This window comes from Bacillus sp. FSL K6-2819, from assembly GCF_038008305.1.
Lineage (GTDB): Bacteria > Bacillota > Bacilli > Bacillales > Bacillaceae > Bacillus > Bacillus amyloliquefaciens.
On sequence record NZ_JBBOYV010000001.1, the window covers coordinates 289,029 to 303,462 of the forward strand.

Below are 14,434 nucleotides of genomic sequence, written 5' to 3' on the forward strand. Positions count from 1 at the left end.
TTTTATGTTTCAAACGATGCGAGGACGGCGGCCGTTAATATCTCGACGCCGGTAAAGATGGCGCTTCGGTCAAATGTCATATGGGGATGGTGAAGCCCCGGCTGCAGCCCGCACCCAAGACCGAGCATCGTCGTTTTCAAGTTCGGCACCTTTAACCCGTAGAAGTGAAAATCCTCCCCTCCGGTCGTCACTAGAGGCTCATCTACATGTTCTTCTCCGAGAATGCCGCTTATCGCAGCCGCCATGATGGCTTCCGCTTCTTGGTTCCGCTCGGCTGCCGGGAGGCTGTGTTCTTTTTGCAATTCGATTTTTGCGCCGAATGCGGCAGCCGCCGCCTCGCAGGCTCTTTCTGTTTCAGCGGTCAGTTTTTCCATGGCGGCATTGGTTTGTGCGCGGAGATCAAGGCTGAAGGATGCTTTTCCCGGGATGATATTGGAACTCTCTCCGCCTGCCTGAAGCTTTGTCATCTTCACGGAATGCGGGATGCCGGGATCAAGATGAATGAAGCTCAGCTTTTGCACGAGAAGGGCGGCGATTTCGATACTGTTAAGACCGAGATGCGGTCTTGCGCCGTGGGCTTCTTCTCCGATAATCAGGCCTTCGATATGCCGGCTTGAGCCATGAAGAATGGACGGCGCGCATCGGCCGTTTGCCGTTTCCTGTACGGGGCGTACGTGCACTCCGTATAAGAAGTCAACATCATCAAGCACTCCTTTTTCAATCATTTTCAGCGCTCCGCCGCCTTTTTCTTCAGCCGGCTGAAAAATAAAGCGGATGGTGCCCTTCGGAAGCTTCCGCTGGCGCTTTAAAAGCATCATCGTGCCGAGCGCCATGGTCATATGTGAATCATGTCCGCATGAGTGGTTCGCCTGAAAGACACCGTCCACTTCCTGCCACAGCGCGTCAATATCCGCCCGGACAGCCACGACGGGTGAACCTTCTCCGATTTCGCCGATCACCCCGGTACAATCATCAAACGTGCGGGTCCGGCAGCCTGCTTCTTTCAGTTTTTCAGTCAGATATTCAGTTGTTTGATATTCTTTCCAGCTTACTTCGGGATGGGCGTGCAGGTGGTTAAAAATATCCATAATGACTTGTTTATCATGTTCTGTCAGTCTGTTCATGCCGTAAGTCCTCCTTCAAAAGCTGTCTGTTTTTTTATTTTTGATATTGAAAACAGGCAATCAGTCTGTATATAATATAGCACATATCTGTATTTTCTGAATAGTTTATAAATTTCAAGCGGGATGGTGATGTTATGGCTGTGCCGAAAGCCGAACCTGTATTAAAAAAGAAGAAATCGTTTGTGATGCCCGATGCTTACGTTCTGCTTTTCATTGTCGCTTTACTATGTGCGTTAGCGTCGTACATCGTTCCCGCGGGGGAATTCGACAGGGTGACAAAGGGCAGTGTGACGTCGGCCGTCCCGGGAAGCTATCATGCTCTGGAGCAGTCTCCGGTCAGCCCGATCGCTTTTTTCACCGCGATTCAGGAAGGGATGACAAGTTCCGCACCGATTATCTTTTTAATCCTCTTTACAGGGGGCACCATTGCGATTTTGGAGAAAACGGGCGCCATCAATGGATTGATCAATAATGTCATCAGTACGTTCCGCACAAAACAGCTGCTGTTTATTGCGATTGTCGGCGCCTTATTTTCGATCCTCGGCACAACCGGCATCGTCGTCAATTCCGTAATCGGTTTTATCCCGATCGGTCTGATCGTCGCCCGTTCGCTGAAATGGGATGCCGTGGCCGGAGCGGCCGTCATTTATATCGGCTGTTATGCCGGATTTAACGCAACGATATTATCTCCTTCGCCGCTCGGGTTATCACAAAGCATCGCGGAGCTGCCGCTGTTTTCTGGTATCGGCCTTCGGATTGCCGTCTATATTTGTTTTCTGCTTTCTTCTATTTTATATATATATCGGTATACGAGAAGGCTCAGGAAATCAAAAGACGCCAGCCTGTTGGGGAACGATTGGTTCCCGGCGGCAGGTTCAGTCCCGCAGGTTTCTGAGCCGGAGGACAAACAAGTCTCGTTCACTGTCCGGCATAAGCTGATTCTCGCTGTTGCGGCTTTGTCGCTTGCTGGTTTTTTGTACGGCGCGCTCACCCTTGGCTGGTCTGATTCAGAAATGGCCGCCGTGTTCATTTTTATCTCGATCTTGTCCGGCCTGATTGCGGGAATGGCGGCAAATGATATCGCAAAAACGTTTATCACGGGCTGTCAGGGGCTCGTTTACGGAGCACTGATCGTCGGAATGGCGAGAAGCATTTCCGTTATTTTGGAACATGGAAAGCTGCTTGATACGGTAGTCAATGGACTGGCGTCACTGCTGCACGGTTTCAGCCCGATGGCGGGCGCAATCGGAATGTATATTTCCAGCGCTCTGCTTCATTTTTTGATCTCATCAGGGTCGGGGGAGGCGGTCGTATTTATTCCGATCTTGGCACCGCTTGCTGATCTGATGGGCATCACGAGACAGGTTGCGGTTGAAGCGGTCATGCTTGGAGAAGGCGTCGTAAACTGTGTCAATCCGACTTCCGGCGTGCTGATGGCCGTATTGGCTGCAAGCGGCATTCCGTACGTAAAGTGGCTTCGTTTTATGGTCCCGCTGGCGCTGATCTGGTTTGTGATCGGCCTTGTGTTTATCTGCATAGGCGTCCTGATCAAATGGGGTCCTTACTAAACATTTTGTCAATGATATTTCGGTTTATCATTATGAATCGGCAAGATATAATGAAGTTGTAAGCCATTCATAAAAGTACGGGAGGAAGTCATCAATCAGCGTAGGAACAGACTTTCAAACGTGAATGGAAAGAGTGAGAGTGTGAGAGAGAAAGAACGAATGATTTGGTCAGAAGTCGGAATGCTTATGGGCACACTGTCTTTGCTTGACATCATAGTACGCGGACTTGTCCTGAACTGTCCGTTTAGGGAATGGGCCGGAAGCTTGGCGGTTTTCTTCATTATAATCGTTTATTATTGCATCAGAGCAGCTGCATCGGGGATTTTGCTGCCGGCTATTCATTCTGAAGCAGCATTGAAAAAACAAATCAGACGGCAAATGGGAGAAACGCTTGCCGTTGCCGTTATCATTACGCTGATCACCATGTATGACCAAGGAATCCCGCATCACTTTACAGGATGGCTGAAATTGATTGCATTATTTCTCGTATGCAGCATCTTCATATTTCTGGTCCGTTATGTTGCAGTAAGGCTGATTTATAGAAGATCTCGCAAAAAAAGCTGACAAATGAGCCCTGCTTGGTTTCAAGCAGGGACTTGCTTTATATGTTGGCCGATTTTGACCGTGCTTTTGCAATGTATGTATGAGCGGCTAAATCATGTACACTCTGTGAGCGATTTTTAAAGAGAAATAAAAAGTATAACAGCGGGCTCGCGCAATACACGAAGATCGTAAAATAGCGGATAAACGCCTGCTTAAAAGAAATGTTCCCGCGGGACTTTTCATCGGCGACACGCAGCCTGAAAATGAACAGTCCGATCGTTCCTTTCATTTTTGTAAGCGGCATCAGCATCGGATACAGAATAATCATCACAAATTCAGAGATCAGCACGGCCCACAAGGCTTCATCGGTCAGTTTCGCGATATAGAGGATGACTGATACAATGATAATCACATCTAACAGGACAGCCGGAATGCGATAATAGAACTTTCCGGCATCGGGAAGCGGTTCGGATGACTGGACATCCGGTGATTTCCTGAGAACTGCGGTGCCGGCCGCCATATCGTGAACTGCCTGCGCTTTTTCTGTAAAGTGCACCGTAATAAACGGCAGAACAGAGAGAAAGTGAAGAAGGGAAACAAAAAATCTGCCGACAGCCTGCCCGAATGAAATTCTGCTCCCATCATGCGCTTTTACCACCTTCAGTTTAAAGAGGTAAGCGCCGATCGTTCCTTCAAGCGGAGTAAGCGGCATCAAAATATAGCAAAGCACAATCAAGCCGGTAAAAATGAAGAAAAAAGAAGTGCTCAGCGGTCTCCCGGCATATAAGGTGATTGGCACAAGCAGAATGAATAGGTACATGAGCAGAAGGTCAACCAAAAAAGCCGCCATCCGTTCACCTATATTTGCATAATTCATGATTCATTATTCTCCTTTCGTACAGTAAAAAGACAACAAATCACATTTTATAGTCAGATTTCCTTTTTTAGAATAGGTATTTATTCCTTATTTTCTCTTAAATGACATTACAACTATTCATTTATTCCTTTCAGTTGGAAAGAATAAAAAAATAAAATTTTTCTCTTGCAAAAGTTTGTGAAGTATTGCACAATATAAATGTGAAATACTTCACAATATAAAAACAGACACCACGAAACACTGGAGGATGAGCATACATGATGAACGAACGAGTGAACAAAGTAGCATTAATCGGAGCAGGTTTTGTTGGAAGCAGTTATGCATTTGCGCTAATTAACCAAGGGATCACGGATGAGCTTGTGATCATTGATGTAAATAAAGAAAAAGCCATGGGAGATGTCATGGATTTAAACCACGGTAAGGCATTTGCGCCTCATCCGGTAAAAACGTCTTACGGCACATATGAGGATTGCGAGGATGCCGATATTGTGTGCATTTGTGCCGGAGCCAACCAAAAACCGGGCGAAACGAGACTTGAGCTGGTCGAAAAAAACCTCGCCATTTTCAAAAGCATTGTCGGTGAAGTCATGGCAAGCGGATTTGACGGCATCTTCCTCGTTGCCACAAACCCGGTCGATATTCTTACTTATGCGACGTGGAAATTCAGCGGCCTGCCGAAAGAACGCGTCATCGGCAGCGGTACGACACTTGATTCTGCGAGATTCCGTTATATGCTGAGTGAATACTTCGGCGCCGCCCCGCAAAACGTACACGCCCACATTATCGGCGAGCACGGAGATACCGAGCTTCCTGTATGGAGCCACGCCAATATCGGCGGAGTGCCGGTGCAGCAATTACTGGAGAAAAATGCAGCTTACAAGCAGGACGAGCTGGATCAGATCGTTGAAGATGTGAAAAACGCGGCCTACCATATTATTGAGAAAAAAGGCGCGACATATTACGGAGTGGCGATGAGCCTCGCCCGCATCACAAAAGCGATTTTGCGTAATGAAAACAGCATTCTAACCGTCAGCACATATTTGGACGGGCAATACGGAGTCAACGACGTCTTTATCGGCATTCCGGCCATCGTCAATCGGAACGGCATCGCCGGTGTGGCGGAACTTGAGCTGAATGAAACAGAACAGGCTCAATTCAGCCGCAGCGCAAACGTGCTGAAAGATATTCTCGCTCCGCATTTTGCAGAGTAAACACAAAAAAGCAGTACATGACAAACGCCATGTACTGCTTTTTTTAATTCGCTTTTTTCGCCATTTCCTGAGAGGTTTTCACTCTCGCTTTTCCCATGAACAAAACGGTAACGGCTGCAATGACGATCGGCACCAGAGCAAGAGTAAATACATATGTGATGCTTTGAGACATTGCGTCAATAATTTTATCCAGAATCTGCGGCGGAATATGAGCGCGCGTGCCGGCCTGGAAGATTTCCTGAGGATTTCCGATGTTCTGCATCGCGCCGCCCGCTCCTTTCATGCCGCTGAAAGAATCTGTAAGCTTGTTGGTAAATACATTCGTCTGGATGGTTCCGAAAATCGTCACACCGAGCGTCATGCCGAATGATCTTAAGAACGAGTTTGTTGAGTTGGCGCTTCCGCGGTAGCGCGGCTCAAGGTCATTCATGGACGCTGCCGGCAGCAATGAGAAGTTGAAGCCGACGCCGAATCCGGAGATCAGCATGAATACTGTCAGCATCGTACGCGCCGTATCCGGAGTCATATTCGAAAGCAGCAGCATTCCGATAAAGAAAGCGACCACGGAAATCAGCATTAAATTACGGAACCGCACTTTCGTTTGGAAAATCCCGCCGATCATACTTCCGATAACAGAACCGATCATCATCGGCGTCAAAATAAAGCCCGCGCTTGTCGCGGTGCTTCCGTACACAGCCTGAACGAAAATCGGGATAAACACCGCCAAAATCACAAATGTGGCTCCGTAAAGGAAAGCCAAAATCTGAGCGGTGGCAAATAAACGGTTTTTAAACATCCAAAATGAAATAATCGGTTCTTCCGCTTTTCTTTCCACAATAAAAAAGGCGATAAAGAACACGGCGAACACAGCGAACAGACCGATGATCTGAACAGAGTTCCAATCATACGTTTTTCCGCCGAGCTCAAGAGCGAACATCAGACCGACAATGGAAACCACCAGCGTAATCGCACCGGCCCAGTCGATTTTCTGCTTCTTGTGCTCAAGTGATTCTTTATAATAACGAAGAATGAAGAACAGTGATAAAATGCCGATCGGCACGTTGATGTAAAACACCCAGTGCCAGCTGATGGAGTCGGTAATGAGCGCGCCTAAAAGCGGTCCGAGAACACTGGACAGACCGAAAACGGCACCGAACATACCCGACATTTTTCCGCGTTTTTCCGGCGGAAATAAATCAAAAATAATCGTGAAGGCGATCGGCATCAGCGCGCCTCCGCCGATTCCCTGAATGACGCGGTAAATAATGAGCTGATCCATTGTTTGGGCGATTCCGCATAATGCAGATCCGATTAAGAAAAGAATAAGACCGAATAAAAAGAAACGTTTCCGTCCGTACATATCGGACAGTTTTCCGTAAATCGGCATACCGGCCATAACGGCTACCATGTATGATGCCGTCACCCACGCGAACTTATCGAAACTTCCGAGGTCCGCCACGATATTTCCCATCGCAGTGGCAACGATTGTATTATCCATAGCCGACATTAAAATGCCCAGCAAAAGACCGATGACGACAAACTTTGTCGAGGCGTCCTTCGCGGCTGTTTGTTCCATGCTTTTTCCTCCTATACTTACTTTTGATCATTAAATTTGCTATGATCATATTAGATTTGCCGAAAATTATCTTGATCGTCAAGATAAATTGATTTTATAGGGAGGCCTGTCAGTTGTCAACAAGAAATACCAGAAGCGAGACGGAGGAAACCGCCATACAGTTATTCCGGAAGATGGCCACAAGGACGATCCTTTTTCATCAGGCGGCCGCTCAATCTCTCGGTCTGTTTCCGACCGATTTGAAATCAGCTGATATTTTAAATGAAGCAGGCCCGATGACCGCGGGTGAGCTTGGGAAAAAAACCGGCCTCAGCACAGGCTCGGTAACGGCGCTCATTGACCGGCTTGAAAAAGCGGGATATGTCATGAGGAAAAAAGATCCCGAAGACAAACGGCGGGTGATCATTGTGCCGCTGACAGCGGGAAAAGCGAATGTGAAGCAATTGTTCAGCTCCTTATCCCAGTCCACGGTCAGCCTTTGCCGGCAATATAAAGAAGAAGAACTGCATCTGATATTCGATTTTCTCAAAAAAGTGACGGACATTATGGAAGATGAACTTGAGAAATTAAAATAATATATCATAGCCCGGCCCATTCATGAATAATTTGTACAAGTTGCATGAATGAGGAGGAAGCCAATGAACATCTTTTTAAGCTACATCGTTCTCGGGCTGTCATTGTCAGCACCTGTCGGCCCGGTCAATGCGCGCAAATTGACAAAGGCATCAAAAACGGCTTTTGGCATGCATGGATTTTCGGTCTTGGCGCCATGGCGGCAGACGGGCTGTATATGATTCTGATTTATTTCGGGCTGTCTCAATTTTTGACGGCTCCATTTGTTAAAACGTTTTTGTGGCTCTTCGGTTCTTTCGTGCTTACCTATACGGGAGTCGAGACGTTAAAAAATATAAGGGAAGCCATGAATGTCAGAAGCGGAAAAGGAAAACCGGCATTTTACAAAACATTCGGCGCGGGGTTTTTTATTTCTCTTTCCAATCCGCTGAGCATTTTATTTTGGCTCGGCATTTACGGCAGCATTCTCGCCAAAACCGCTGAATCCTTCGATGCGAACCAGCTTTTGATTTACAGCTCCGGGATTCTTCTCGGCATTTTGATCTGGGATTTCTGTATGGCGATCGCCGCGAGCACTTTCAGAAATCTCCTTCATGAAAAAGCGCTTCGCTGGCTGACGGGAGCGGCAGGTGTGTCCTTGATCGTTTTTGGGTTTTATTTCGGATGGCAGGGGATTCAGATGCTCATCTCATAAAGAGAAGAACAGTCACTCATCGCCTATCTCCATCATAACGTATCATGACGATACTGGAGGTGGGCAGATGGCAAGCGTGCTGTACACAAAAAGTTGCCTTGAGGAAAATTTATTGAATCTGCCAAATTGGCAGAGGATCGCTTTTGAGCTACTATCAGAAAAGGTAGGCGATGAAGCGGACACATTTCCGTGCATTCCCGGCCGTCAGGGATTTCTGACAGATCAGCTCCGGATATCCTTCGCGGGTGACCCTCGTGATCGGGAAACCCCGGAGGAAGTGGGACTGCTGCTGTCCGAGTACGGAAAGATCTCAAGGGATACCGGAAGATACGCGTCGCTGCTTGTGATTTTTGATACGCCGGAGGATTTAGCCGAGCACTGTTCCATTGAGGAGTATGAAGAGCTGTTCTAGGTCTTTCTTAAAGCGGCTGAGCGGCTGCGACCCGAAAGACTGGCCGGAAGACATGCCGGAAGATCCTGAACATTATAAATGGGAGTTCTGCTTTGACGGCGAGCCGTATTTTATTCTGTGCGCAACGCCTGCGCATGAAGCGAGACAAAGCAGAAGCTTTCCGTTTTTTATGCTGGCGTTTCAGCCAAGATGGGTTTTCGAAGGATTAAACGATTCAACCGTGTTCGGACGCAATATGAGCCGGCTGATCAGAAAACGATTAGAAGCATATGACGAAGCCCCTCTTCATCCCCGATTGGGGTGGTACGGAGGAAAAGACAATTTAGAATGGAAGCAATATTTCCTCCGTGATGATGAGACGCAAGTGTCAAAGTGTCCCTTTTCTTACTTGAAAAGATTGTTTAAACCGACGAAATAAGCAATGATCCGGCAGGGCTGTGTCCCTGCTTTTTTTGTACGATCCATGTCACGATTGCAATGATGGCGAGAAAACAAAGGCTGACCAGAAAACCGGGCCGGCTTGATTTTTCAAACAGCGTGCCGGAGACGGCCGCGATGATCAGCAAGAGGGCGATAAAAATCTGTGTGGTTCCCATCTTTGTCGGTTCGGTCAGTTTCTTGCTTGAGAATAAAATGAACAGCCACGTATAAAGAAGCATCAGACCCGCCGCGGTTGTCATGTGTTCATATATATTTTTCGGCAGCACCAATGACAGTATGATGGAGACGATAAGCCCGGCAAATGTCAATCCGAGCGCAGGCCAGCAGATCTTTTTGTTTTCTTTTAATCTGAAGCATTTCGGCGCGTCTCCGTCATCAGCCATTGTACAGAGCAATGTCGTCACGGCAAACAGCGAGGCGACGAGCGTAGAAAATCCCGCAATAATAAAAATCCCGTTAAAAATATCAAGAATGACATCTAAATGAAAGCCCTTCAGCGACGAAATAAACGGGCTGTCCTGTTCGGTGAATTTGGCGAGCGGGATCAACAGCAGCGCCAGGCCGAGAGAAATAACGTAAATCACCGCAAGAACGATGAGCATCAGTCTGCCTGATTTTGAAGCTTCCTCCGGCTTTTTCAGATGTACGGTCATCAGCCCCAAGACTTCAATTCCTCCGAAAGCGTAAAACGCATAAATCAGCCCCGTCCATAACCCCATCGCTCCGTGCGGGAACAAATCCTTTGTATCATTCGGCACCTGCACATCCGGCTTGTGTGAAAATATACCGCACAGCGCCAAGACGGCGATGACGATAAACATAAAAATCGCCGCCGTTTTTACAACAGCGAGCACATGCTCCGTTTTTTGAAAAACGGACAACCCCGTAAAAATAATCAAAAGACCGAGCACCGCATAGATGGAGGCGAAGATCCACAGCGGCACATTCGGAAACCAATGCTTCGTAAACAGCGAGATCGCTGTCAGCTGGCTCCCTGTGATCAGCATTTCGGACGACCAGTACACCCACCCGTTGCTGAAGCCTGCCCAAGAGCCGAAAGCCTTTCTCGCATAAGCGCAAAAAGACCCCTTTTCGGGCTGCTTAGCCGAAAGCTTCGCGAGCTGCTCAAAGACAAAATAGGTGCCGAGTCCGGCAATCAGAAATGAGATCAGCGCGGAATATCCGCTTTTGACAATAGCGATACTGGACCCGAGAAAGAAGCCCGTCCCGATTGTGCAGCCGACGCCGATTAAGGAGAGCTGCCACCAAGCGAGATTTCCTTTAGGCTGGTCCTGTGATTTACCCATGAAATTCAACCCCTTTATCAAAGCTTAGATTGCGGCCGGCAGAACGGGAATATACATCCAATTAATTGCTTTACATGAAACAAACGGCCGGGGTTCATAATAGAAGAAAAAAGGAGCAGTCTGATGACACAGCAATTTATCGTACCGCCGAAAAAAGGGCTCGGCCTGAAGGTTCACAAAGGGCAGATTATAAAAGTAGTCGATGTGGAAGGACAGCAGGTGGCTGACTTTACGGCCTATCATGCCAAGGACTTTTATGAGCATCTTGATCAGGGCGCGAGATTGATGCCAACCAGTCCATCAATGTGAAAACGGGCGATCATATTTATTCTAATTTATACAAGCCGATGCTGACGCTGATTGAAGATACAGTCGGCAAGCATGACCTGCTGCTCCCCGCCTGCCGCCCGGATATGAACAGGCTTTTATACGGAAAGCATAAAGACGAGCTCCAGGATACGTGCTATGACAATATGAGCGGGGCGCTTGAGCAATTCGGGGTGCCGCGGCCGCATATGCATTATCCTTTCGCCATTTTCATGAACACGGTGCTTGATGAGAAAGGGAACTTGTCAGTCGAAACGCCCCTGTCCGACGCAGGCGATTATGTACGGCTCCGTGCGGAAATGGATCTTGTCGTCGCGTTTTCCTCCTGCCCGATTGAAAAAGGAAAATGCAACGGCGACAGCATCACTGCGCTGCGGGTGGAAATCAGCTGATCCCGGTGTATTTGATTCACTTAAAATCTGCACCTGTGCTATATTTAACAGAGTCGTACATAGTGGCATGATTCATTTCCAGCATGAACGGGAAATGAATCAAAAGAAACAATGCAGGAGGAGTGATTGGGATGAGCATCCAGAAACAAATTATGAATGATCTCCATGTAAAGCCCTCAATTGATCCGAAACAAGAAATTGAGGACAGAGTGAACTTTCTGAAACAATATTTGAAAAAAATAGGTGCCAAAGGCTTTGTGCTCGGCATCAGCGGGGGCCAGGATTCCACGCTTGCGGGACGCCTCGCCCAAATGGCGGCTGAGAGCATCAGAGAGGAAGGCGGAAACGCGGAATTTATCGCCGTACGTCTTCCGCACGGCACACAGCAGGATGAGGATGACGCTCAAATGGCGCTCAAATTCATTAAGCCTGATAAATCATGGACGTATGATATTAAGCCCGCTGTCAGCGCGTTCGCCGATCAGTACAAAAAAGAAACCGGCGATCAGCTGTCTGACTTTAACAAAGGAAATGTAAAAGCAAGAATGAGAATGATCGCTCAATATGCCGTCGGCGGACAAGAGGGGCTGCTTGTCATCGGAACTGACCATGCGGCTGAGGCTGTGACCGGCTTCTTCACGAAATACGGTGATGGCGGAGCTGATCTGCTGCCGCTTACGGGCCTGACGAAACGCCAGGGCAGACGTTTATTAGAAGAGCTCGGCGCGCCGGAACGCCTGTATTTAAAATTACCGACGGCTGATCTGCTCGATGACAAACCGCAGCAGACTGACGAGACCGAACTTGGCATCACATACAATGACATTGATGACTATTTAGAAGGCAAGGACGTTTCTTCTGAAGTAATTGAGGCGCTGGAAAAACGCTACCTCAGTTCGGAGCATAAGCGCCAGGTGCCTGCATCGATGTTTGATGATTGGTGGAAATAGAAATAAAAAACCTCCCTTTTGAAAGGGAGGTTTTTATTTCTTATGAAAGCAGTGTTTCATCTCATTCAGAGATTCTTTAATATGCACTTCAGCATGACGACCGAAGTATTCGAGTGACACGAATCCGCCGTATTGCCTGTTCATCAGTTCATTCAGCAAGGGTTCCTGCTGTAAATCACCTTGCAGCACAGGCACCGGCTTGCTGAGATACCAGTTGTCAAAGTTCCAATGATAGTTTTTTAAGTGAATATGGCTGACGGTATGATACAGTTTTTCCAAAGCGGTCATTTGGTCAATGTGATTGACGTGAAGGTTGGAGCCGTCAAAAATGATGCGGACCCGCGGATGTCCGACATCCTCTAAAAATGCCAGCGCCGCCTCCGGTGTATCCGCGTACGTATCGTAATGAATCTCAAGCCCGATATCGACTTCATAACTGTCAGCGAGCCGTGCCGCCTCCTGAAATTGATCAACCGCACGCTCCCACTTTTCCGGTGACGTCCGGTGCGAAGCCAGATTGCCCGCAAAGACTCTGATCAAGGGGCTGTGAAGCTGCCGTGCCGCGCTTAATGCTCTTTGAACATCTTTTAATGCCTGCCTTTCATCCTGAGAGACGAAGTCAGTGTACAAGCTGACAGCCGGCACCTCGATGCCCTCCTCCTGAAGCTGCTGATCGAGCCTGTCGAGCGGGCCGATTTCCTTAATATATTGTTTGATGTGGCCGTACCACAGTTCGATGCCGTCAAAGGAGTGCTCCTTCGCGAAAGAAATGACGTCGAGAATATGCTTTTTTTTAGACCCCGTCGTGCAAAAGCTCAGTTTCATCGGTAATCCTCCCGTTAACTGTCTATCATATGTGTACTTTTCCCCGGGTACGATACGGATAAACAGATGAAAAGGGTAAACACTTTTTTTATGAGGGAGGTTCACCTGCATCATTCGCACATAAATAGTTTAGTGCTTTTTTGCGTCAAAGTATTAAATAATTGCCCGAAGTGTTGTACAATGGATGTCATTCGAGTAAGGGGGAGAAGCCATTGAAAAATGAAACGGAGCTGATGGACTTCAGTCCCATCCGCAATAAACCGACTCGCGCTCGTTATGTGATACTGGTTCTTTTGTTTTTTATCACTGCGATTAATTATATAGACCGTGCCAGTGTATCCATCGCCGCCCCGTCCATTCAGACATCGCTGCATATAAGCCCCGCGCTCTTGGGCGTCGTATTTTCCGCGTTCAGCTGGACCTATACGGGAATGCAGATTCCGGGCGGACTCATTCTGGACAAATTCGGGTCAAAACGGACGTACGGAATTTCATTATTTGTCTGGTCGGTTTTCACGGGAGTACAGGCTTTTGCAGCCAGTTTCGGATTTTTATTCGGCTGCCGCCTGATTATCGGGCTGGCTGAATCGCCTGCGTTTCCCGCAAACAACCGGATTGTCACGACGTGGTTTCCAAGGCGTGAACGCGCCTTTGCGACGGGTGTTTATACGGCGGGGGAATATGTCGGGCTCGCATTCGCCACACCGGTATTATTCTGGATTTTGACGGCATTTGACTGGCGCGCCGTCTTTATTTCTTCGGGGGCGCTCGGGCTTATTTTCTCCATTTTCTGGTTTAAGATGTATCAGGAGCCGAACCGGTATCGGAAAGTGAATCGGGAGGAGCTTGATTATATTAAAGAAGGAGGCGGACTGACAGAGGTGTCTGAATCAGCCGGCAGGATCACGTGGGCGGATTTCGTCCAGCTTCTTAAGTACCGCAAGCTTGTCGGCTTGTATATCGGCCAATTCGCCGTAGCCTCCACGCTGTTCTTCTTTTTGACATGGTTTCCGACTTATCTGGCGGAGGCAAAGCATATGGCCTTCTTAAAAGTCGGCTTCGCCGCATCAATCCCGTATATCGCTGCCTTCTTCGGCGTATTGTTCGGCGGATTTTGGTCTGACGGCATGATGAAACGGGGCGTGTCGGTGAACGTTGCCCGGAAAACGCCTGTCATCCTCGGTCTTCTGCTGACAGGCACCATCGTTCTCGCGAATTTTACGGATTCTTCTCCTGCGGTTTTGACGATTCTATCCATTGCTTCTTTCGCGCAGGGCATGTCCAATATATCCTGGACAATGCTGAGTGAGGTGGCGCCGAGCGAGACAATCGGATTGGCAGGGGGCGTGTTTAACTTTTTCGCCAATATGGCCGGTATCATCACACCGCTTATCATCGGGTTTATCGTCTCCGCGACCGGTTCATATAACGGAGCGATTCTGTTTGTCGGCGCTGTCGCTTTTATCGGGGCGTTTTCTTATATTTTCATTGTCGGAAAGGTCGAACGCATTACGCTCCGATAGAAAGAAAAACTCATCTCTTCTTGTTGAGGATGGGTTTTCTTTCATTGATTATCTCTATATTTCAATATTGAATTATCATATAATAAACATA

General features: G+C 47.9%; 11 protein-coding genes and 3 pseudogenes. 9 read left to right on the forward strand and 5 right to left on the reverse strand.

Annotated features, from left to right (window positions below):
• Nucleotides 1-2: 2 nt before the first annotated feature.
• Nucleotides 3-1,124, reverse strand: coding sequence for a M20 peptidase aminoacylase family protein (locus MHH91_RS01590; RefSeq protein WP_014469708.1), 1,122 nt, complete (start codon nucleotides 1,122-1,124; stop codon nucleotides 3-5).
• Between the two features lie 134 nt (nucleotides 1,125-1,258).
• Here MHH91_RS01590 and MHH91_RS01595 point away from each other — a divergent pair, with 134 nt between their 5' ends.
• Both MHH91_RS01595 and MHH91_RS01600 read left to right on the forward strand, forming a co-directional pair.
• The gene (locus MHH91_RS01595; protein WP_014469709.1) at nucleotides 1,259-2,692 is read left to right on the forward strand and encodes a YfcC family protein; all 1,434 of its coding nucleotides are present in this window, start codon (nucleotides 1,259-1,261) and stop codon (nucleotides 2,690-2,692) included.
• A 90-nt stretch (nucleotides 2,693-2,782) separates the two neighbouring features.
• Nucleotides 2,783-3,256 (forward strand): DUF6773 family protein, encoded by a 474-nt coding sequence (locus tag MHH91_RS01600; RefSeq protein ID WP_038462578.1) that lies wholly within the window; start codon nucleotides 2,783-2,785, stop codon nucleotides 3,254-3,256.
• 37 nt (nucleotides 3,257-3,293) lie between these two features.
• Here the strand turns inward: MHH91_RS01600 and MHH91_RS01605 are convergent, their stop codons facing one another.
• On the reverse strand, nucleotides 3,294-4,112 hold the full coding sequence (locus MHH91_RS01605; RefSeq protein WP_014469711.1) for an RDD family protein: 819 nt from the start codon (nucleotides 4,110-4,112) through the stop codon (nucleotides 3,294-3,296).
• A 257-nt stretch (nucleotides 4,113-4,369) separates the two neighbouring features.
• On the opposite strand from MHH91_RS01605, the gene MHH91_RS01610 reads away from it, so the two are divergent.
• Nucleotides 4,370-5,323 (forward strand): L-lactate dehydrogenase, encoded by a 954-nt coding sequence (locus MHH91_RS01610; RefSeq protein WP_014471413.1) that lies wholly within the window; start codon nucleotides 4,370-4,372, stop codon nucleotides 5,321-5,323.
• Between the two features lie 43 nt (nucleotides 5,324-5,366).
• Here the strand turns inward: MHH91_RS01610 and MHH91_RS01615 are convergent, their stop codons facing one another.
• Nucleotides 5,367-6,899, reverse strand: a complete 1,533-nt coding sequence (locus tag MHH91_RS01615; protein WP_014469713.1) for an MDR family MFS transporter — start codon at nucleotides 6,897-6,899, stop codon at nucleotides 5,367-5,369.
• Nucleotides 6,900-7,012: 113 nt separating this feature from the next.
• Here MHH91_RS01615 and MHH91_RS01620 point away from each other — a divergent pair, with 113 nt between their 5' ends.
• From MHH91_RS01620 to MHH91_RS01630, 3 genes and pseudogenes are all read left to right on the forward strand, one after another.
• Nucleotides 7,013-7,474, forward strand: coding sequence for a MarR family transcriptional regulator (locus tag MHH91_RS01620; RefSeq protein WP_013350944.1), 462 nt, complete (start codon nucleotides 7,013-7,015; stop codon nucleotides 7,472-7,474).
• A 63-nt stretch (nucleotides 7,475-7,537) separates the two neighbouring features.
• Nucleotides 7,538-8,166, forward strand: a pseudogene (locus tag MHH91_RS01625) (LysE family translocator).
• A 67-nt stretch (nucleotides 8,167-8,233) separates the two neighbouring features.
• A pseudogene (locus MHH91_RS01630) lies at nucleotides 8,234-8,996 on the forward strand (YqcI/YcgG family protein).
• Here the strand turns inward: MHH91_RS01630 and MHH91_RS01635 are convergent.
• Complete coding sequence (locus tag MHH91_RS01635) at nucleotides 8,980-10,326, reverse strand: amino acid permease (protein ID WP_013350947.1); 1,347 nt, start codon at nucleotides 10,324-10,326, stop codon at nucleotides 8,980-8,982. The pseudogene MHH91_RS01630 and the gene MHH91_RS01635 sit on opposite strands and share 17 nt — an antisense overlap.
• 123 nt (nucleotides 10,327-10,449) lie before the next feature.
• Between MHH91_RS01635 and MHH91_RS01640 the strand changes: the two are divergent.
• Nucleotides 10,450-11,045 (forward strand): annotated as a pseudogene (locus MHH91_RS01640) (DUF1989 domain-containing protein).
• Between the two features lie 131 nt (nucleotides 11,046-11,176).
• On the forward strand, nucleotides 11,177-11,995 hold the full coding sequence (gene nadE / locus MHH91_RS01645) for an ammonia-dependent NAD(+) synthetase (protein WP_013350949.1): 819 nt from the start codon (nucleotides 11,177-11,179) through the stop codon (nucleotides 11,993-11,995).
• Nucleotides 11,996-12,028: 33 nt separating this feature from the next.
• Here the strand turns inward: nadE and MHH91_RS01650 are convergent, their stop codons facing one another.
• Entirely contained in the window at nucleotides 12,029-12,820 is a 792-nt protein-coding gene (locus MHH91_RS01650) for a sugar phosphate isomerase/epimerase family protein (protein WP_013350950.1), read from the reverse strand.
• Nucleotides 12,821-13,032: 212 nt separating this feature from the next.
• Here MHH91_RS01650 and MHH91_RS01655 point away from each other — a divergent pair, with 212 nt between their 5' ends.
• Nucleotides 13,033-14,343, forward strand: coding sequence for an MFS transporter (locus MHH91_RS01655; RefSeq protein ID WP_014471415.1), 1,311 nt, complete (start codon nucleotides 13,033-13,035; stop codon nucleotides 14,341-14,343).
• Nucleotides 14,344-14,434: the final 91 nt, after the last annotated feature.

What these genes read in the sequence shown, in the direction of transcription:
- MHH91_RS01605 (WP_014469711.1), bottom strand. Translation starts at nt 4,112, where the DNA reads ATGAATTATGCAAATATAGGTGAACGGATGGCGGCTTTTTTGGTTGAC.
- MHH91_RS01590 (WP_014469708.1), bottom strand. Translation starts at nt 1,124, where the DNA reads ATGAACAGACTGACAGAACATGATAAACAAGTCATTATGGATATTTTT.
- MHH91_RS01615 (WP_014469713.1), bottom strand. Translation starts at nt 6,899, where the DNA reads ATGGAACAAACAGCCGCGAAGGACGCCTCGACAAAGTTTGTCGTCATC.
- MHH91_RS01635 (WP_013350947.1), bottom strand. Translation starts at nt 10,326, where the DNA reads ATGGGTAAATCACAGGACCAGCCTAAAGGAAATCTCGCTTGGTGGCAG.
- MHH91_RS01595 (WP_014469709.1), top strand. Translation starts at nt 1,259, where the DNA reads ATGGCTGTGCCGAAAGCCGAACCTGTATTAAAAAAGAAGAAATCGTTT.
- MHH91_RS01650 (WP_013350950.1), bottom strand. Translation starts at nt 12,820, where the DNA reads ATGAAACTGAGCTTTTGCACGACGGGGTCTAAAAAAAAGCATATTCTC.
- MHH91_RS01610 (WP_014471413.1), top strand. Translation starts at nt 4,370, where the DNA reads ATGATGAACGAACGAGTGAACAAAGTAGCATTAATCGGAGCAGGTTTT.
- nadE (WP_013350949.1), top strand. Translation starts at nt 11,177, where the DNA reads ATGAGCATCCAGAAACAAATTATGAATGATCTCCATGTAAAGCCCTCA.